This is a genomic window from Ruegeria sp. AD2(2025) (assembly GCF_056542385.1).
On record NZ_JBQFZS010000003.1, the window covers coordinates 108008 to 128979 of the forward strand.

General features: G+C 51.8%; 15 protein-coding genes and 1 pseudogene. 15 read left to right on the forward strand and 1 reads right to left on the reverse strand.

What is annotated here, in order from left to right; translation table 11 throughout:
• Window positions 1-87: 87 nt before the first annotated feature.
• From ACR1XV_RS07990 to ACR1XV_RS08015, 6 genes and pseudogenes are all read left to right on the forward strand, one after another.
• Window positions 88-1257, forward strand: coding sequence for a hypothetical protein (locus ACR1XV_RS07990; protein ID WP_480530049.1), 1170 nt, complete (start codon window positions 88-90; stop codon window positions 1255-1257).
• A gap of 254 nt (window positions 1258-1511) precedes the next feature.
• The gene (locus tag ACR1XV_RS07995; RefSeq protein ID WP_480530051.1) at window positions 1512-2063 is read left to right on the forward strand and encodes a recombinase family protein; all 552 of its coding nucleotides are present in this window, start codon (window positions 1512-1514) and stop codon (window positions 2061-2063) included.
• 302 nt (window positions 2064-2365) lie between these two features.
• Window positions 2366-3043, forward strand: coding sequence for a hypothetical protein (locus tag ACR1XV_RS08000; RefSeq protein WP_480530053.1), 678 nt, complete (start codon window positions 2366-2368; stop codon window positions 3041-3043).
• A complete protein-coding gene (locus ACR1XV_RS08005) occupies window positions 3040-3678 on the forward strand; it encodes a hypothetical protein (protein WP_480530055.1) in 639 nt (212 codons plus the stop codon). The genes ACR1XV_RS08000 and ACR1XV_RS08005 overlap by 4 nt, the downstream gene beginning before the upstream one ends.
• A 45-nt stretch (window positions 3679-3723) precedes the next feature.
• Complete coding sequence (locus ACR1XV_RS08010; protein WP_480530057.1) at window positions 3724-9486, forward strand: Ig-like domain-containing protein; 5763 nt, start codon at window positions 3724-3726, stop codon at window positions 9484-9486.
• A gap of 30 nt (window positions 9487-9516) precedes the next feature.
• Window positions 9517-9615: pseudogene (locus ACR1XV_RS08015) on the forward strand (hypothetical protein); the annotation flags it as partial.
• Window positions 9616-9987: 372 nt separating this feature from the next.
• On the opposite strand, the gene ACR1XV_RS08020 reads toward ACR1XV_RS08015, so the two are convergent.
• Window positions 9988-10227, reverse strand: a complete 240-nt coding sequence (locus tag ACR1XV_RS08020) for a helix-turn-helix domain-containing protein (protein WP_480530059.1) — start codon at window positions 10225-10227, stop codon at window positions 9988-9990.
• An 83-nt stretch (window positions 10228-10310) separates the two neighbouring features.
• Here ACR1XV_RS08020 and ACR1XV_RS08025 point away from each other — a divergent pair, with 83 nt between their 5' ends.
• The 9 genes from ACR1XV_RS08025 (at window position 10311) to ACR1XV_RS08065 (ending at window position 20612) form a co-directional block, all read left to right on the forward strand.
• On the forward strand, window positions 10311-10958 hold the full coding sequence (locus ACR1XV_RS08025) for a hypothetical protein (RefSeq protein ID WP_480530061.1): 648 nt from the start codon (window positions 10311-10313) through the stop codon (window positions 10956-10958).
• Between the two features lie 143 nt (window positions 10959-11101).
• Complete coding sequence (locus ACR1XV_RS08030; protein ID WP_480530063.1) at window positions 11102-11287, forward strand: hypothetical protein; 186 nt, start codon at window positions 11102-11104, stop codon at window positions 11285-11287.
• A 163-nt stretch (window positions 11288-11450) separates the two neighbouring features.
• A complete protein-coding gene (locus ACR1XV_RS08035; protein ID WP_480530065.1) occupies window positions 11451-11954 on the forward strand; it encodes a hypothetical protein in 504 nt (167 codons plus the stop codon).
• An 822-nt stretch (window positions 11955-12776) separates the two neighbouring features.
• A complete protein-coding gene (locus ACR1XV_RS08040) occupies window positions 12777-13871 on the forward strand; it encodes a helix-turn-helix transcriptional regulator (RefSeq protein WP_480530067.1) in 1095 nt (364 codons plus the stop codon).
• 331 nt (window positions 13872-14202) lie between these two features.
• Window positions 14203-14910, forward strand: a complete 708-nt coding sequence (locus ACR1XV_RS08045) for a hypothetical protein (protein ID WP_480530069.1) — start codon at window positions 14203-14205, stop codon at window positions 14908-14910.
• A gap of 103 nt (window positions 14911-15013) precedes the next feature.
• Window positions 15014-15574 (forward strand): hypothetical protein, encoded by a 561-nt coding sequence (locus ACR1XV_RS08050; RefSeq protein ID WP_480530071.1) that lies wholly within the window; start codon window positions 15014-15016, stop codon window positions 15572-15574.
• Between the two features lie 187 nt (window positions 15575-15761).
• Window positions 15762-16235, forward strand: coding sequence for a hypothetical protein (locus ACR1XV_RS08055; RefSeq protein WP_480530073.1), 474 nt, complete (start codon window positions 15762-15764; stop codon window positions 16233-16235).
• Window positions 16236-16389: 154 nt separating this feature from the next.
• Window positions 16390-17460, forward strand: coding sequence for an efflux RND transporter periplasmic adaptor subunit (locus ACR1XV_RS08060; RefSeq protein WP_480530075.1), 1071 nt, complete (start codon window positions 16390-16392; stop codon window positions 17458-17460).
• 8 nt (window positions 17461-17468) lie between these two features.
• Window positions 17469-20612: an efflux RND transporter permease subunit gene (locus ACR1XV_RS08065; protein ID WP_480530077.1), complete on the forward strand. Its 3144-nt coding sequence runs from the start codon at window positions 17469-17471 to the stop codon at window positions 20610-20612.
• The last annotated feature ends 360 nt before the right edge of the window (window positions 20613-20972 follow it).

Genomic DNA, 20972 nt, shown 5'->3' on the forward strand with positions numbered 1-20972 from the left:
AACAGCCCAGCCTCAGCGCAGAACCAAACGGTTGCCTTTGTAACCGCTGGCTCAGGTGTGGCTGCCATTCAAAGAGGGCATCCAAAGATGCGACCTGAGAAAAGAAACTCAAAATCTGAGCCCACTCGAACAACGAAGAAGAAGCGTCAGGAGAAGGAAAAAAGCGACAATGCTTGTAAGGCAACGAGTAATACTAAGAAACAGTCTAAATATTGGGATACACGCTTTAATTTAGGGAGTTCACTAAAGGATATCAGTACTTCCCACCCTAAACTCAGCCTAAAAAATAATGTTACACGCTTCGACGATGACCGGGCTCACAGCAAAGAAATCCACAGAGAAACTTGCGACAAGTACAGCGAAACTGTTTTCAGTTCTTACGAGAAGCGCAGGTTTGTAAAAACTGATATTTCAGACTTTGATGCGCTGTTGGGCCGCAACGGCCTCTACGCAGATCACATGCCAGCCAGTGATCTTGAGTTGCGGAAAAAGTTTGGAGAATTGACGATTGATCAACTCCATCACCTTCATCTCAGAGCCAAGAAAGATCCGCTTCTGAAGGTGTATTGGATAACCTTCGTTGATGAAGCCAACATGGTCAACGAGAGACGCGGCACGTTTCAGGTATTTAAGTTTAAGCAAAAGGTTCAATCAGCAATCCGCAACTACACGTCTATGAGCGCCCTTGGCGTTCTCGAAGTTCAGGCGATGAAAAACTATCCCAAAGATCAGAAAGGGAAGTTCTTTTCTCTACATGCTCACGTCCTCTGCTGGGGATACGATACTTGTGACCCCAAGGCGCTCAAGGATCACGCTAAAGGCTTCAAGAGCAACATCTCCGACTTGCCGATACTCTCCAAAACGGCAACCGTTCTTGAAGGCAGTTTCAGCAAACTTGGACGGTACATGACTAAGCCACCCTACCTAGGTAAAGAGGTTGATTACCGTAAATTTGGAACGGGTGAACCTTGTCTGTTCCCGTCGCGGGAGTTGAACAAACACCATGATTTTCGGCTGTTTGAGTATTGTGCAAAGGTGCCGATGGAACAGACGATCTTCGGCGTGCGTGACGGCGCCAAGCTCAGAAACAAAATTGTCTCTGGCCTTAAGAAATGGCAATCACAGAGAGAGGGCACCGAAGTCAAACTTGGAAACCGGATCAACAATGTGTTCAAACGTTTTTTCTCGGACAATAAGAGGTTTAAGAACTACCGGCCGTTTAAGGTTAATTGGAAGAAGCCCACAAAACGCAAGTGATAGATATCTAGGCGGGAGTAATATCCCGCCTATGGTGTTCTGAGAAGAAGATGGTGGTGTCGACACTGCTAACAAACCCAGCTCCACGCAGGCCGAGAACTGCGTGATAAGTCAGATTAGTCTGTCCAGTTGCAACATATGGGTACACCCGCAGTAGACAGGCTGATGTTACAACGTGAAATGTCACAAATGAGTGGCTAAACGTCAATTGTTACAGTATCAGGATCCAAACTACCCTAATGTGACGGTTTGCCATGCCGAAGATTGGATATGCCCGCGTCAGCTCGTCAAGTCAGGATCTGGATATCCAGAAAGCCAAACTTAAGGCGGCAGGATGTGAGGTGATCCGTTCGGAAACAGTTTCTGGTTCGTTTCGTGATGATCGCTCCGAACTGGCAACGGTGATGGAATTCCTGCGAGAAGGCGACGAACTGGTTGTTCATCGCCTCGACCGCCTTGGCCGATCCACCCGCGATGTGCTGAACCTGGTCCATGAGTTGGATGCCAAAGGCGCATCTCTCCGCGTACTGGAACCCGAAGTTACCACAGCCGGAGACATGGGTCGCATGGTTATCACGGTTCTCGGCATGGTCGCCGACATGGAGCTCAAGTTCATTCGTGACAGGCAACGTGCTGGGATTGAAGCTGCCAAGAGCAAGGGGGTTTACAAGGGGAGGCGGAAATCCGTTGATGATGAGGAAATCCGACGATTGGCAAGTCAGGGCGTTGCAAAGGCACAGATCGCGCGAAAGCTGGGGGTTTCGAGAATGACCGTCTACCGGGCGTTGGCCAAGGACGAAGCCTGATCCACTTGCTCCTGAACAGACTCGGAATTGTTAGGGCTTTAGATCAGTTGTTGAGGAGATCCCTCGACAATCAGTGAGATTTCTTTTGACTCACTTTTCAATTTATGCATGCATGGCAGGGATTGCCGTGGTGACCTCCAGTGGAGTGCACAAAATTGAATTTATTGATAAAATACCGTTTGAGCGCCTATCTCTCAATTTGCATAGTGTTAATATGTCTGGCTGGCCAACAGGCATATGCAAATGCGTCTAATACACTCGGATATGAGGGCGCAGGACTGGCTTTCCCAGCAGAAATTGGAATGGGAGTACTAGTCGGCAGATCTGATTCTGAGCATGTGATTTTATTAGCTTCTTCCGACGAAACGGATCTGGCTGAATGTTACGGTGATGAATTGGAAGTCTCACTACGTTCAGTGATTGATGCTGACGGTACGGTACTTGAGCGGACGGTTTTCGCGTTCCCTAACCCGAATGGCTGGCTGGTGACTGTCCTCGGAACCGGCGGGCAGCTTTTGAATTTCCTGCCCTGCCAAGTCGAGCCGATAAATGCAACTGGCCTTTGGGGTGGTTTCATTGATCCAAGGCTGGGTCACGGGAAATTCAGCGTCCCAGGTATCGAGGGTGTGCGCGTCAGATCCGTAAGGTTTTTCTCGCCTGGGCCAAAAGCTACCGAAGATATTGAAGCACGGCGTGCTGGAACCATTCTGGCAGCCGGTGGCGACTGCCATGATGAGATTCATGGCGACCTCAGCGACGATATTGTCACTGGCGATGCTGGCGCTGCTTTCTTTTGTGACCTCGGGGCGGATGACGATATCCGGGAGAGGGAGTCCCTCGACCAGTACCTAGCCAGGCTGTGTCGCCACGCGAAAATGACAGGAAACACGTGCGTAGCATGCCGCCATTTATTGCAGCTTCCTTTAGTATTCTTACTGAAGCAAAACCAAAACTCACAATATCACGGATCAACAGTATGATCATTGAAAGTGCAGTAACGAATTATGGAAACAGCAGTTTCGGATGCCTCCTAAAGCAATGTAAACTGGCGTGCGTAATTGCATTATCATTGTTTGCGCATGTGTTTTCAGTCGAACCCGTTCAATCAAGTGAAAAGGAAAATGAGCAGATACATACTATTACCGATATTTTAGAGTTTTGGGGAATTGCTGACCTCTCGGATGGTGGTGTCGTTTCCTTTTCGTACTCACTGCAAAGGCCAAGCGACTTGGTTGGTCCTTTTCGATTTTGGGGTATGGAAATCACGAACTCTATTAGAACTTCAGCTTTCTTAAGTGATCGGGCACTAAGATGCCATGTCGTGACGAAACTAGACGATGTGTATTATGTCGACTGCTGGGCTTCTCCTGAAACTGGAGAAGAAAAATTGCTATCCGGTAGCACGAACGGATGGGTCAATCTGTTTAATTGGCTCCCAGAATTCGAGCTCGCAGCGAAGACATGCAATGTAAACATAGGCATTAAGCTAAAGCAAAAAGACGGGCCGACACTTTATTACTCGTGTCGAAGTGTCATGGATGGCGATGGCAACCTTCATAGAAACAATCTTGAACCCTTTAAGTCTTTAAAGGAATCGCCTCCCGCGCCCTATTGAAGACCTCATCTATATCAAATTTTAATATGTACTAAGGAACTTCAAATGAGCATGCAGCAGCTTCTCGATGATGAGATAATTACGTTTGATCAAGCATTTAGCGACGAACAGAAACAAAAGATAATTTCGGCTCTGCATCTTCTATATAAAGATGATCCTGTTGATGTGGGGTCCGTTGAAGCTTCTAACATTTTCGATAGTGTTCGCGCAAACGGCAAGGTACTGCATTTTGAGTATAAATCACAGAGCGCCGAAGCCTTTCCTTCTAGCCACGTTGTTTCGATAGATCCGGATTTGACGATCTACTATGTCAACGACCAGGGGAGTGTCGTTGATGGCGGACTTGAGCGACTTGTGATGCATGAAGTCGTTCACGCTGTTCTGGGTCTCCTGGATCCTCGGCAAGATTTGACCGGAGCCGTAATTGATCCAAACTATCGAGGCGATACGGTCGATAAGACGAATAGCATTCTCCAGGATTTGGCACAGGACGAACGACTTTCTTACGCTGGTGCTGACCTAATTGGAAACAGTTTGGATTATCTTACGTTGGGAGAAAATCTCACAAACGGCAATGATATTGATCTTTTCTTAACCGCGTCGGAAGGAACCGTGAGTGATAGTGGAACGCAACTTCCGGGACCTGATATAAACACCTCTCGAAATGAAGAGAAAATTCGAGACCTGATAATGGACCCCGCCAACCTTGACAATCTAATTGCGACTGGTCAAGGAAACGATTTCATTTACGCCTATGGCGGCAACGACTTTATTCGAGGTGGGAGCGGTGACGATTATATTCACGGCGGATCAGGTGAAGACGCTGCTCTATACTACCACAATGATCAAGACGCAGGCCCCATATCGAATGTGGGCATCTACGCTGAATTAAGATTTGGTGTCGATACTGTTTTTGACGGTTACGGGGGCTCTGACACACTAACCTCCGTTGAAGTAATTGTCGGCTCAGCGCGAGATGATATTTTTGAGATTATTGGATCACTTTCTGCTGTGGCGACGGAAACCGTTGAACTTACTGCGGATGCATACAATGAAAATGATACGCTGGTCGACGATCTTGAGGAAAACGGAGACACTTTGATTCTAAGTGTCTCGGACAGCGAGACTGTCGTTGTTTTAGGCGACAATCAGGGTTCCATACAAATTGAAGAAGACAGCATCGCCATAACAGGGTTTGAAAACGTTATTGGTTCTGAACAGTCTGATGAAGTTCATGGAAATTTAGAAGATAATGATATCACGACCGAGGGCGGAAATGACACTGTTTTCGGATCATTGGGCAGCGACGTTTTAAGCGGCGGCGAAAACTCCAACGGTACTGAAGACAACGATACTCTATCGTATGCAAACCTGACATCTGGGGTTCGTATTAGTGTTCACGAAGAAGCGTTTGGTGACACTGCTGCGGTCTTCAGTGCCACAGATGTAAATGATCCCTCACTATGGGAAGATCGTTTCACGAACTTCGAAACAATCATATTAAACAACCAAGCCAATGTCATTGAATTCGACCCAGCGTTTTATGATTTGCAGATTGAGGGCAACTATACCTTTAAGGCGGACGACGCACTCGAAGAAGGCCATCTTCTAGACGGCTCAAAACTCGACGAAGGCTTCGAGATTACGCTTGAAGAGCCGGATGGTTCTGCCGGTTCAATTTCGTCTCACGGCGCAACCCTAACACTGGCCAATTTTGATAACGTGACCGGTTCTGAGCATGCGGACACGATCACCGGTGGAAGCGGCCGCAACAACCTGCGTGGTGGCGATGAGGGCGACACGATAGATGGCGGTGAAGGTCACGACGAAATCCATGGCGGACTTGGGAACGACATCATCACTGGCGGAGCTGGCGCTGATTTCATTTATGACCGTGGCGTGGATGATGGCATCCGGGAGGGAGAGTCTCTCGACCAATATGTGGGCCGGACGCTTGCTTACGATGGCGAAGGCAATGACGAGATCCGCGCGGGAGATGGTTCGGATATCCTGGTATATTCCGGTGGCACCGACACCTACTACGGTGGCAAGGGCAATGACCTCTATACAGCGACCGAGCTCGCCGGGATCAGCAATGCTGCATCCGATAATTTAACGATTGTCCTGGGCGATGATGGCGCCGATTTTGGTCACGACCTGATCCAGGGAGACGGGCGCTTTGTTGACTCAGTCCGGTTCGAAGGCTTCAACACGACCGATGTTATCGTCAAATACAACTTCACGGAGGTTCCACTTGCCACCGAGGTGGTTGATTTTGATCCAATCTTCGGTTGGTTCTACGATCCGGAACCCGTGACCTTGCACCACTATGCAACCGTTGGAACAATTGAGATTATCGCGGGTGCCAATGCCAGCCTGACCATCGAAAACGTTATCGGGTTTCACACAAAAGATGGCGATGGACATGCGACTTCGCTCGCCCCATCTCTTTCCATCCCCTTTGAACTGGAATTTGATAATGGACTACTTGACTGGACGACCGCAGTTTCTGACCCCAGCAATGGGAACCTGACCCTCAAGAGCAGCGCCTTGAGCAGCACAGCTTTTGCGGCTTTGGGGGCACTGGAAGCTGAACGCTCTGTGGTTGCAGAAACTATCACAGGCGCTGTGGATGTCAGCAACGATCTCTATGGCTCAATCGAGACCGAACTTCTGATCGGCGGCGATCTGGATGACAATTTGTTCGGTGGCGGAGCCAATGACATCCTTATCGGAGGATTGGGTGCAGATCACTTGGATGGTGGTTCCGGGATTGACACTGCGTCCTACGCAAATGCGACATCAGGTGTTCGGGTGGATGTGTCTGAAGGCTCCACCAGCCTATCAGGTGAGGACGCGGGTGATGTATTTGTGTCCATTGAGAACCTGACCGGCTCCGACTTTGATGATGTCCTTTCCGGGGATGATGGGAACAATGTCCTTCGCGGCGGTCTGGGAAATGATGAGCTTCTGGGGAGTTCGGGTGACAACGAGTTGTACGGCGGAGGCGGCAATGATCAGCTGACATCCAGTTTTGGCAACAACATTCTTGATGGCGGTGCCGGCGACGACACCATCGAAACCTGGACCGGATACGATCAAGTCTATGGCGGCGATGGGGACGATCTTCTGATCAATCGCGGCCATGCTTCATTTGAATATGTTTCCGGGCAAGGTTGGGTCACAACCTATGCTGTCGGCAACGGCATCTACGATGGCGGGGATGGGGTTGATACATTTCAAACGCTGTCACCGTTGGATGCCGAGATCGATCTAACTGCCGGGCAGGCGGTGTGGGCCGAGACCGGTGATACCATCAGACTTGTCTCCATAGAGAACGTCGAGGCGTCTGATGGCAACGACACGATCTATGGAAACGACGTTGCCAATGTCCTGAACGGGGGAGATGGTGACGATACGATTTATGGTGGCGGCGGCAACGACATTCTGATCGGCGGTGAAGGTGATAACCGCCTGTTCGGCGGAAGCGGCATCGACACCGCCAGGATCAATGGCGTGAGTACAACCGCCACCTACGATGTCGTTGATGGCGGTATTCGCGTCACGATTGACACGTCCCACCCTGACTATGTTTTCCCGATGGATGAGGGAACGTTCATCATATTCGATGATGTTGAGTTCATTGAATTCAATGACGTGACCCTGAGCTACGCTGGCATTGCGGGCCCGCTTCTCACCGAATTCGAGGTGATCGACGATTATTTCCGGGCTGATGAAGGCGGCTCTTCGGTCATTGACCTGACCGACAATGATATCGAAGCGGGCGGCGGCTCCATATCGGTTGTAACAGTCAACGGCACCACAATGGCGGTCGATCAGGTGCTCCGGCTGAACTCCGGAGCAACTCTGACACTGTTGGCGGATGGCACTCTGGAATTCGATCAGGGTGGTGCCTATGCATGGCTGGAGCCTGGTCAGACTGCAACCGAGACCGTGACATATACCGCGACCGACTCCACCGGTGTCGAAAAAACTGGCTCCGTAACCCTGGTCGTTGATGGTATCGCAAGTAACCCGGATGCACTGCACCTTGAACGCAATGTGTTTGTGACCACTACCGATCAGGACAAGGCGGCAAGGACCGCAATCGCGAACTTCAATATCGCGAAATCCTTGATCGTAGTCGATGAGCTTTATGTCGATCCCAACAACCCTCCGGCGGGGGTGACCATCGAAGAGATCAATGGCGATACCTTTGTCATGTTTGGGGGCGATGATGCTATCGTACTGGAAGACATCTCCCTCGAAGCCTGGAAACACGCTGCCTCAAATCCCTATCTGCCGACGGCGGGGAACGATAACTTCACGGGCACGTCTGGCGCTGATGTTCTCATCGGTGGGGGTGGAAACGACAGGCTCACCGGCAACGAAGGCGACGATTACTTGCTTGGCGGCCAAGGCGTTGACGATCTGTTTGGCGGCAACGGGCATGATGAACTGTGTGGAGGCACAGGAAACGACGACCTGTACGGTGGGAATGGAAACGACATTCTCGTAGGTGGCGATGGCGACGACTATTTCAGAGGCGGGTTCGGCCAGGATACCTACGATGGTGGAGTTGGCGTAGACACTGTCGACTTGCAGGATGACTTTGAGTCCATAAACGGCCCCGGAGCTCGCGTCGATCTCAATGCAGGTGTCGTCCAATGGCTGGATTACCAAAACGGGTTGGAACGCCTCCTCAGTATCGAAAATGTCTACGGGTCCAGCGGAGAAGACATCCTTATCGGCGATGATGGAAACAATCATCTCGACGGGGTTGGTGGAAACGATGTCCTTCGCGGCGGTGCTGGGGACGATATCCTGACTGACGCGTATGGTAACAACACTCTCTATGGCGGCGATGGCAACGATACGCTGCGCAGCAAAGGGGGTGCTGATACGCTTTACGGCGACGCCGGGGATGACATTCTGGACGGTGGTGCCGGTGACGATTCCCACTACGGTGGTGTCGGCAATGACTTTGTGCAGGGGAATGTGGGAGCCGACTTCTTCGACGGTGGAGAAGGTATCGACACCATCGACTTCTCCTATTCGGGTAACAACTTCAACCTCAATCTCGTTGCGTCAACCGCAGTTTTTTCAAGCGGCTTTACCGAGCAGGTCCTCAATTTCGAGAATATTATCGGCGGCTCTGGCAACAATATCCTGACCGGCTCAGACGTGGCCAATGTGATTGATGGAGCCGCTGGAAACGACACTCTCTATGGCGGCGAAGGAAACGACACACTCGATGGCGGAGTCGGTGATGACAATCACTATGGTGGAGCGGGTGACGATCTGATTTTTGGTAACGGTGGGGCCGATTTCTTCGATGGGGGAGAGGGGGTCGATACTATCGACTTCTCCTACTCCAGTAACAATTTTAGTCTCAGCCTCACGGCGTCGAACGCGATCTTCGAGAGTGGCTTTTCCGAGCAGGTCCTTAACTTTGAGAACATTATTGGTGGTTCGGGCAACAACACACTTACCGGGTCCACTGCTGGCAATGTGATTGACGGTGGCGCTGGCAACGACCGCATCACCGGATTGGAGGGTGACGATACGCTGACGGGTAGTTCCGGGGCAGATGTATTTGTCTTCAACACGTTGGTTTCCGAGGGTGCAGATGTCATCACGGATTTCGAGCTGAATACGGATACGCTCGAAATGGCGGATGTGGCCTATTCAGACCTAAGCTTTATTGATACCGGCTCCGGGACACGTGTTGAGTGGGCCAACGGCTCCGTCGAGTTGGAGGACATTGCCCTGGCGTCTCTGACCGAAGATCAGTTTCTGTTCATATGACACTCAGCGTGGCCGTTCGGCTCACAGTGTCGGACGGCCACCATGATTAGCAGACAAAAAAATCAGACTATGCACACTGGGGACCTTTGCGGGACGGGACGAAATGACACTCTAAGCGATTTCGGCTAACGGTGAAAAAACATACGAAGTAACGACTTCAGTTTGTCCGCCCGGTGAACAAATTTATTTAGTTCAGGTGGCCGACTTGCTTGAATGTTTTGTTCCTGGTGAATGCAGGTAGGCCTGCTCTATGGTTCACACTATGGCAGAGAACAGCCTCCAGAATATCGGCTTACGTGGGCAAGTACTTAGGAAAGCAGACGTAAGGTCTCGTTGTTCTAAGGCCGGCTTGGTCCGCTAACTTGGACATTTACGCCCTTCATTGCGATCGTCCGCTTCTTTGCCGCGCAGACTTCTTTAGTCTTTGGACTTGGACGCCAGTTTCAGAAAAAGTGCTATTTTTCGTTCCTATGTCGACAGAGAGTTTGCCCGAGAAGCACACTATGATTCTACCATCGCTGCGAGAATTTTGCAGAATGCCTCAATGCCGGTAGTTGCGTCTGCCCACCTCGCAAATTCAACCACATCCATCCGTCTTTCACCCGTTTCGGTCTTGGCGACGAACGACTGAACCGTGCCTAAACGTTCAGCAAGTGCAGCTTGAGTCATTCCTGCTTGGAGCCTGGCTTCTCTAAGGCCAGCTATCAAAATTTGATGCTCTTTGGTTCTGAGGGATTTCAATGTCAGGTGCCGTATTGATCAGTCGTTGGCAACTTGATAATCCCAAGTTAGAATAATCCCATTTTGGAATAAGGCTGGCTAACTTGTTGAGAATAATACTTACGTTCTTTTTGTTTGCTTCTGGCGGCATTGCTTGTGCTCAGACAGCGACCGAGCGTCACAACCTTGAAACTGCATTCCGTGGGCTCGATGATACTTCACGCCAACAGGCGCAAGCCGAGCTTCAACAGGAAAATTTGTACCTACAGCAAATTGACGGTCTTTGGGGTGCTGGAACCGAGCAAGCACTATTGGCCGCGTTCTTTATGCTGAACGAAATTGGCACCGGGCTATCGATAGAAACAGAAGCTGATGCACGGCACTTTCTCGACTTCCTCATTGCTGGGTCGGCGCAAGGGTTAATCTTTGGGGAAGCCAATGAGTGTGCCGACTGTGATGATTTCACAAGCTGGGTTCTGAACCCGCTTCCTTTCGAAGCACGGTTTTCCGATTGGCAAAGCGCAACATACAAGACCAAGCTGTCGACGGCAGGAAATTACTATTCCGCACTCGTCCATTCAGATGCCCAGCTGACATCGATGCTGCAATCTGGCCAGCTTAGGCTAATAGCGGAGCAGCTTGTTCCGTGTATGGATCAAATGGTCAACTTTGGATTGCAGACTGGGCAAAAAAGTGGGTCAAGCTCGCTCTACCCCGACATATCGCACTCCTGCGCATTCATGCTGCAATGAGGTTCGCAGGACAAGCCGTCACGTATTGGTTCGGAATCCGGGCACGAAAGCGATTCATAGACCTGAGTGACAAAACGCGACCGATGTTGGCGGCGACGCTCCCGGCCACGCCATGTCTTAGACAACTAAAACTAGAGGTTAGAATGAAATTCTTGATCGGTGCGATCGCAATGTCGGTCTGTTTCTATCTTGGCCAATGGATGTTCCGCAGTGGAATGCGCCTGCAGACCAATGGTTACAAGATCAGCGGATGGTTTCGCATAATCTGCTCAATCCAATTCATGCTTGTCCCACTGATCGGCATGGCGATGATTTTGTCCGCCAAGTAGCCATTGACCGACGAGTGAGAAGGTCGAGCACGCGCCTGCATGGTGGTCGAGGTAGATCCACATTCAAGCGCAGCGCTCCGCTCACAGTGCGTCCCAAGATTGCCGCAGAGACCTTTGGCTCGAACCAACAAACATTTCCGACATACAAAACGAGTAGTGAAAAATGGCCTTAACAACCTGTTACGAATGCGAAGCTGAAATTTCAGACCGCGCTGCATCTTGCCCTCATTGTGGAGCCCCGTTGCAGTTTGAGGATGATCACGAACCCACCTCAAGCAGCGCCTTTGGGTTTGTGAAAGTGGTGGTCGGTTTCGTGGCGACTAGCTTTGTTTTAACCTATGGGCTGAACTGGCTGTCTCAAGGTGAACCGCCAAATCCAGTGGAAATGGTGACCAATCTCTTGAGGCAAATGGATATTGAGGTCGGCAATCTGGACTGCGAGAGCATCCAAGACGATATCATAGCATTGTCAAAAGATCAGGCCGCGCAAAATAATGGCGTTGCCATGCGCGACCTCGTGAACATATCGACGGAATCTCAGTCATCCCGAGAAGTCACTTGCATTGGTCGGGCTACTTGGACGACCAACCACAACAGCCGGGTCGAATACTCGAAGTCATACAACGACGGGCAAGCATGGCTGGAGTTTCAAGAACTGTTGTTTTGACGCCCCGCGCAGCCTCAAAACCGTTTGCACAAATACACGGCAGTAAAGATGCTAAGCCATTGTTAGCAGGGAGTAAGTGCTGAGCGGCATTCTAAAGCCCAGAGCGTGGCCGATCAGCAATTTCGCATAGCATTGCAGCATTGCCATTAAGTTTGTGCGTCAGCGCCGCGCTCTCGTCATCTCAAGTGGACATAAGAGCCCTGAGCTGCCGTCGACCGAGCTTTGGACTTTCGCTCTTGTTGCGGGCCGCGAACCGCTTTTTCCAGACATTCAGAACTTGGTGGCAATTGGCGGGTGAGCTGGACAAAGCTCCGAATTGCTGCCGCGCGGCATTCCGATCTGAAAATGCCAATAATGCGAAGCAAGAGGAAGCTGCAAAGTCGAGCGGACCGCCCATAAGAGAAATTCATCACCAACCAAATACACTACGATTGCTGCCCGTATTTCTGCCCTTCTTTGCGGAAGCGAGAACTTGGTTTGGCAGAACTAACGGATTTAGATCGAAACCACCGATTTCATAGCAGCCTGATGCTGCCGCGCGGCCTGTGAAACCGGAAATTCGCTGCAACAACAACTTTGCTTGGTTTGGTAAGAGCTTAAAATAGGGATCTTCTGTCAATGGAAATAGTATCGTGGAAGCTTGGGAACCGGGCGGACACCGCGAGCTTTTAGCACTTACTCGCCACACAGCTTGTAAGATGGAAGTTTGGGCGTAGATACGATAGTAGAATATTGAGTGAGTTAACTTTGATCGACTCAACCTATATGAACTATAGTGCGGAGAAGATTGTTAGCTGAAAATAAACCGAAACGAGATCGACGATGAATGGCCTCGAACCAGACCTGAATATCTCGATGCTCCCAGAAAAAGCACGGCGCGATGCATGGGACGATTTCATGGCGGACTTTTGGCGCCTGGGTAGGCCCCTGGTTTCTCGTCGGAATCTGGAACTCAGCGTGTCGTCTCGTCAGTTGGAGGATGCCGTGTTCTGCCAATTGGCCATGTCTCCGGCGGAACTCGTAGGCAACAATCACGATTTCGATTGTATTGTGGTCCGTTACCAGAACGAAGGGCACACGGTTGCCAGAGTGAATGGAGAAACCACCCGGGTGGTACCTGGCTCTCTCACTGTAATGGACTTGTCTGCGACCCGATATTGCTACTGCGACCGCTCTAAGGTCACGTATCTTGCCCTCAGGAAATCGGCCCTTCAAGTCTCGCGCCATCCTCTGCGGCCGATGACGCATTTTGATAATAGCACATCAGTCGGACGGTTGATGATCGCCAATTTCCTGCATCTGGCGAACGAAATATCGCACAAACCGGAAACCGGCGATACTTCAGCGATCAACCTGTTCGCGTCTCTGCTCGTCGCCGCGATTACAGATCGCGAAGAACTCAATTCTGAAGACCTGCATACCGAAAGAGCCAAGCGTATTCGCGCAGAACAATACATCTTCTCGCGGCCGCTCTCGCTGCCTTTGAACGTTGATGAGATGTGCGTCGCCGTCGGTATGTCGCGGTCGACGCTATATCGCCTGTTTCGCGCTGAAGGCGGATTGCAGGCCTATTTGGCTAACCTCCGCCTGGAATACGCACGTGACACGCTTGCCAGCAGTCAGCCAACACGAGGGGCGGTCACATCTGTCGCAACTCGTTTGGGCTTTCTCGACACGTCAAGCTTTGTTCGAAGTTTCCGGCGCCGGTATAACTGTAAACCGGGCGATATCCTGGGCTCCGAATACAACGAACCGCACGAAGTGGATGCTTATCACCATTCGCCCCACCTGCATCGAACACTGAGCAGTGGAAGCTCAATCAAACCAAACAAAGGCTTCTTTGAGAACCTTGGTGCGTTGGCCAAAACAAGTGGGACCTTCGACATAGCACACACACCCAACAAACATGCGATGTAGTACGCTGGAGCTTCCGAACTAAACGTCCAGCGCGCGTCATCTGCACTAAGTCGTCCTGCAATTTGCACCCGCTGACGTTCTGTCCGTTCTTAAGACTGACGATATGGGCAAGGTGCCGTGTTTGCGACCACATCCAAGAGCGTTGTGGCGAAGGTAGCTTGGTCGCCTCGGGACATTGCCGCAGCAGACGACAGCGATCCTCGGTCCGGTCAGTGGCACTCTCAGCCAGCAAACTTGAGACCTCATGCACGTGAGTCAAAAGGTTCATGCTGATAGCGCATAACCAATCGGCGTTGTGTTGTTTGCAAGCTTGAAGGGTCGCCAAGGGGAAATGGTTCCTCTCTTCTCGGAGATGCAAAGCTTGGTGCGACGTCAGGAATTGTGTTTGGCTGAGCAACCTCTGGCGAAGGTCAAGCGGACTGCAAACAAACCAACAAAAAAACATGAATTGGATGGAAACCCTATGAAACAGGCACTGAAGGCGCTCCGGAGTTCGCTTGCTGCATTTGTTGTCGGACTGGTACCTGCGATTGCGGCTGCAGAGGAAAAACCTGATCAGGAAACCTTCTTTTTTGTTCAACATGCGCCCTCTGCAACTCTTGATAACGGCACGTTGACGCTTCATGACGCAGACGCAAATATGATCGTTTTTGCGGATCGACCGCACCGCCTTGCAGTTGCGGTACCAAGCTCGGAATTGATCAAGATCTGGGGTAAAGGGCAAAACAGCTTTGCCGAGGATCCACCAAATGCAGCGCTTGTCGGGCAATCCGCAGGCCAACCTGTTTCGATAATCGTTGAACTGACCAACCCAAAGCGGGAAGATGGAAACCTGGTCTTCGGTTACACAGTCTTGGAAGGGGCCGAGGTCCAATCCATAGAACAGAGCTATTTGGTCATCGACGACAACCCGTTCGCGGAGTTTTACAAAACGATGGCCGATCTGGCGGCCGTTTCCACCGGGGACGCGGGACAATCGGCACAGCTGAACGGCGATGTGGGTATGGGTATTCTGTCGCAGGGGGTTTCGTCGAACTGAGGTACTTGAGCGCGCTTACCTTTCGCGGCACCCTTCGCAGAGGGTGCCGAAGACACCTCACTTAGCGTTTGAAGCACTTTGCGCGTCGAAAAGGGTAACAGGCATGTATAAGGCAGGCATCATGAGCACAGGCATTGCCACCACTCTGGCAGCGGGGGTCATTGCGGCTTCTGCATCTGCTGAACAAACGAAAGACCAAGCCAGCTTTCTGTTTGTTCAGCACGCCAGCGTGGCAACGCTGGACAACGGGACACTGACACTTGAAAGCCCGGATGCGAACATGATCATTTTTGCAGATCGACCGCATCGCGCCGCTGGCGTCGTACCAAGTTCAGAACTTCTTAAAGTCTGGAGTGAAGGACAGGACAGTTTTGCAGATGACCCACCAAACGCGGCGCTGATGGGCCAGGCAGACGGCAAACCGGTTGCGCTGGTCGTCGAACTATCGAACCCCCGGCAATCCGATGGCGCACTGACGTTTTCTTACACAATCCTGCAAGGCTCCGCGGTACCTGTCCTTGAGCAAAGCTATCTCGTGATTGATGAGAGCCCGTGGGCAGATATCGAAGGCGGGTGGGATCTTGCGGCAGACGCTCTCACCGGGGGTGGCAATACAATTAAGTTGGATGCAGATTCCGGGGTGTTGGGCACACAATCAGATTGAGAAAATCAATCAATCTGGCCAACGCCGGTCAAACCCGCTGTTGGCCCGAAGGCTGCGATCCCAACTGCAGAAGTTTCGAGAGTAAAACAGCATACCTCTCCAATTGGACGTCTTACTTGCCAGCTGGGCCTCGTGATGTCTGGCACCGCCTACGCCACGCTGTCACGTTGAGCCAAGGAGCAGGACAATGAAAAGAATGCTAATCGCATTGGCTGGAATATGCGCATTGACTGCGCCGCTTGCGCTCGCCGAAGAGACAAACAGCAAGACATATTGGTTCGTTGAGACTGCCGCGAAGGCTGAGCTTCAAGACGGGAGACTCGTTCTTTATGGCGTTGACAACGAGATTTCGGTTTTCTCAGACCGCCCCTACCGCAGTGCTGGTGTCATCGCGCGAGAGCACTTTTTTGATATCTGGAACCTCGGCGAAAACAGCTTTTCCGTTGACCCGCCAAATGCAGTCTTGTCGAGTGAGATTGATGGAAAATCTCATGTTCTAATCGTCGAAATCTCGTCTCCGGACGTCGACGGCCCAAAAATCACCTACAGTTACAATTTGGTCCGGGGCGCAGCCATTCAGTCTTTGGACGACGTAGTAATGTTCATCGACAGCTTGTCTTGGCACCCTCGCTATACCGGGCCGGACGGTGACCTGCCATAAGTGACACATGCAGTAAAATCCTCTCAATTAGATCAATCGTACAGATTAAATTTGCGTCGTGCCGATATGCAGGGCCATAAATAGTAATCTTGCAGCCGTACAATTGCGAATAGGCGAGCATCGGATGATGATAACAAACCAGCTACTCTGCACTTTGTTCGCCATCGGTTTGGTGGGTTCCGCAACTGCCCAGTCTGGCCCACCGGCACCCAGTGTAGTCGTGGAGCCCGCAACACTACAGGATTTGCAGAAGCACGATGAATTTGTGGGTCGTGTCGTCGCTGATCAAAGCGTCGACCTTCAAGCTAGGGTGGACGGTGTCCTGCAAGAGGTCAACTTCACCGAAGGTGGGTTTGTAAAAAAGGGCGACGTGCTGTTCCGCATCGAGAAAAGGAAATATACGGCAAGTGTTGATGCCGCTCAGGCTGCTTTGAAAAGCGCTCAGGCTTCTGCGCTCAGCGCCAAAACGGAACTCGACCGGCAACAGACATTATTCGACAAAGGTGACGTCCCCCAATCGGTTCTGGACACAGCCAAGGCGACGTTTGACGAGGCCCAGGCCTCGGTGGATGAGGCGCAGGCCAAACTTAAAATCGCGCAGATCGATCTGGACTATACTGAGATCGTCAGCCATCTGGACGGGCGCATCGGGTTGTCAGCAGTCGATGCGGGCAACATCGTGGATTCCGATAGTGGTGTTCTGGCGACGGTCACAAGCGTTGACCCCATGCTGGTGAGCTTTTTTGTCAGCGAGCCCGTACTGCTGCGTGAACGTCGCAATGGATCTATTTCGCCTCAGGGCATCAAACTGGCGGCGCAGATCACACTCGCCGACAGTCAGACTTACGATACCGAAGGCAAGGTGACCTATGTGGGCGACAGCGTCAGCCAGGATACCGATACAATCGAGCTAAGGGCCACATTCCCCAATCCCGAAGGGCTACTCATTCCCGGTCAGTTTGTCATCGTCACGCTCAGTGGCTCGGACGACACCAAAGTTCTGACCGTCCCGCGCAATGCGGTTCAGTTCGACAAGCAAGGATATTTTGTATTCTCCGTGGATGACAAAAACACCGTTCACCGGACAGATATTGAAATCGGAACTCAGACCGCAACCAGAACTCAAGTGAATTCTGGCCTTGAAAACGGTGATCGGGTCGTCGTGCAGGGGCTACAGAAAATTCACGACGGATTGGTCGTGCGCCCGGTCGATAGTCAGAGTTAGGTCTTGGTTTGATCTCTCACTACTTCATCAATCGCCCGCATTTCGCTGCCGTCATCGCGATTTTGATGGTTCTTTTTGGGGCAGTCTGTGTCCGGCTCATGCCTATCTCGGAATATCCGAACATTACACCTCCGCAGATATATGTAACAGCGACATACCCGGGGGCGGATGCGCAGGTCATTCAGGAATCCGTGGCCACGCCCATTGAGGAACGCGTGAACGGGATCGACGGCATGTTGTACATGCAGTCCAAAAGCGCGAATGATGGCAGCTATGACCTGAGTGTTTCTTTCGACTTGGGGACGGACCCCAATGTTGCGGCAGTCGAGGTGCAAAATCGTATCGCTTTAGCAAGCGCTGAACTGCCGTCGATTGTGCAACAGCAGGGGATCGAGGTTACCAAACAATCCGGAAACATGATCCTGGTGATCAACCTGACCTCTCCAGACGGGTCACGGGATGAGCTGTATCTCAGCAACTACGCGGCTGATTTCTTGCACGATCCCTTGCAGCGTCTACAAGGGGTGGGTGGGGTCTCGCAATTCGGCCAGCTTGAATACAGCATGCGGGTCTGGATCAACCCGGTTCGCATGGCTGCGCTGAATATCACCGCGTCAGAGATTGCTGATGCGATTGAAAGCCAAAATGTTGTAGCAGCCGCCGGACAGGTTGGAGCCCCGCCATTTGGCGATGCCCGCACAGACTTTCAGTTCAAGCTTAGGGCCGAAGGTTTGCTGCGGGACGCAGAAGAGTTTGGTCGGATCGTCATTGCAACAGGTGATAACGGATCAGTCACCCGGCTGGAGGATGTGGCGCGGATCGAGCTTGGTTCAGCCACCTATGCCGGGTCTTCGCAACTGAACGGCAAGGATACGGCAGCGATTGCGGTGCATCAGGAAAGCACGGCCAACGCGCTTGAGATTTCGGACAGTATCCACAACTTGATGGGTGAGCTTTCGAAGAAGTTTCCCGAAGGTGTCTCATATGAGATCACGTATGATGTGACAGATGCCGTCCGTGTTTCGATCGAAGACATTCTGAAAACTCTGGCGCTGACAGCAGGATTGGTGATCGCAGTCACTTTTTTCTTTCTGGCCAGTTTCCGATCAACCATCGTTCCCGCAATTGCGATTCCTGTCTCTCTGTTGGGCGCCGTTGCGCTGATCTACGCGATTGGGTTCAGCGCGAACATGATCACGCTGTTTGCTTTGGTTCTAGCCATCACTTTGGTGGTTGATGACGCCATTATCATCATTGAAAACGCCGAACGGATCATGACCGATGAGGGGCTTGAGCCGCGCGACGCCACGCTCAAGGCGATGTCACAGGTCAATCGCCCGATCATCGCAACCACTTTTGTGCTGGCGGCCGTATTTGTTCCAGTGTGTTTCTTTCCCGGAGTGACGGGAACGATCTATTATCAGTTCGCCGCGACGATCATCTTCGCCTTTGTGCTATCTGCCGTGAACGCACTGACCCTGGCCCCAGTGCTTTGTGCCATGGTGCTAAAAGCAGGAGTGAAACCAATTGGCCCCTTGCAGTTTGTGCCTGCGGCAGTGTTTTGGGTCAGGCGGCAATACATGCGGCTTGTCTCGCTGATGTTACGTTACATCGCGGTCTCGCTGCTTGTCTTTGCTGCTTGTGTCGGGGCTACCATTTACCTCTTCAAAACCGTTCCAACCGGATTGATCCCGCAAGAGGACAACGGCGTTTTGCTGGCCGCCATGGCGTTGCCAGATGGGGCTTCCCTTCAACGGACCCAGGCCTTTATGGCCAAAGCTGGCGAGGTGATCGAAAAAGCGCCCGGCGTGGACACCGTGACAACGGTGTCCGGCGCCAGCATGCTGGCGGGTGTCCGCTCCAATACCGGAATGGCGATCATCACGCTCAAGCCGTGGGGCGAACGCACCAGTCCGGATTTGCATTGGGATGCGATCATGCAGGATCTGGACCAACAATTGGCCACGCTACCCGAGGCCGAAAGCTACGTGTTTCCCTTCCCAACCATCCACGGGCTTGGTTCGACAGGTGGTATCTCGGTCGAGCTTCTGGATCTTGAAAAGGGCGATGGCGCGCAGCTTGATTCCGTCATGAATGCCTTCGTCACAGCCCTGAACGCCGCGCCAGAATTCGTTCGCGCACATGGCAGCTTTTCCGGTCAGACCCCGCAATACCGATTGTCTGTCGACCGGGATCGCGCCGAAACGCTGGGCGTAAGTGTCTCGGACATCTTCACCGCATTGCAAGCCAATCTCAGTACCTATTTCGTCGACAATTTCATCCTGTCTGAGCGGGTCTATTGGGTCATCATCTCCGCTGATGCGCAATTTCGGCAAACGCTGGATGATGTTGACAATATCTACGTCAAAAACAGCGCTGGTGAGTCTCTGCCCTTACGAAATTTCGTGAGCAGCGAACCGGTTCTCGCACCAGATGCGATCCCGCGATACAACCTGTTCACAGCAGCCTCTGTCAGCGCGCAGTTGGCAGACGGCGTCAGCTCGGGCGTGGGCATCAAGGTCATGCATGAGATCGCTGACAAAACGCTGCCGGACGGCTTTCGGATCGAATGGTCGGGCGTGACCCACCAAGAGGTCAATTCTCAGGGAATGGTGCCCTTGATTATGCTGTCGGCTTTGGTCTTGGCTTACCTGTTTCTGGCCGTTTTATATGAAAGCTGGATTCTGCCACTTTCGATTGTTACTTCGACTGTCTTTGCATTGTTGGGCGCGCTTCTACCCATTGCCTATTTTCCATTTCTCACCAGCAATATCTTTGCACAGATTGGAATGGTGTTGCTAATCGGACTGGCCGCCAAGAAAGCCATCATGGTCGTCGAATTCGCAAATCAGGAAAGGTTGTCCGGAGCAAGCATCCGCGAAGCCGCGCTGAAAGCGGCAGAAATCCGGTTTCGCCCGGTCACCATGACGGGTCTGTGTTTCATAATCGGTGTATTGCCCCTTGTATTGTCCAGCGGCGCTGGAGCTGCGGCGCGTGTATCTATCGGCTACCCTGTCCTCTTTGGCATGATTGTCGATAGCACCTTGGGTCTTTTGATGATCCCGGTCCTCTACGCGGTGTTCCAGTCGCTTAGGGAATATCTGATACAGTCCGCCAAACAGCGTCAATTTACTTCCTCTTCGCGTCGGTAGTCTGCCGCAAAGCAAAGCTTGGCGGACCAGCGATAACTGCCATCGTAATCGTCCGCATTGGTGCGCAAACATGTGGGTTGGCTCTGGCAAATTCGCCGCGCCACGTGAGTGCGGTGCATTGCTACCACCAGATCGGTCTGTGGAATTCCAAGCCACCAAACTTGAGACGTCAGGCACGTGAGCCACGCGTCTTAGATTGTTAACCGGTAAGCAATCCGTGTCGTTTTGTTTCCCAGCTTAAAGGATCCCAAAAGGAAACAGCGTATTTTTTTTGAGTTACATACTTGCCAGGGAAGTTGGGGCGAGAAGAAAGCTAAACAGCGCGATGTTTCCACTTCAGGTATCTGGCAGCATCTGCGC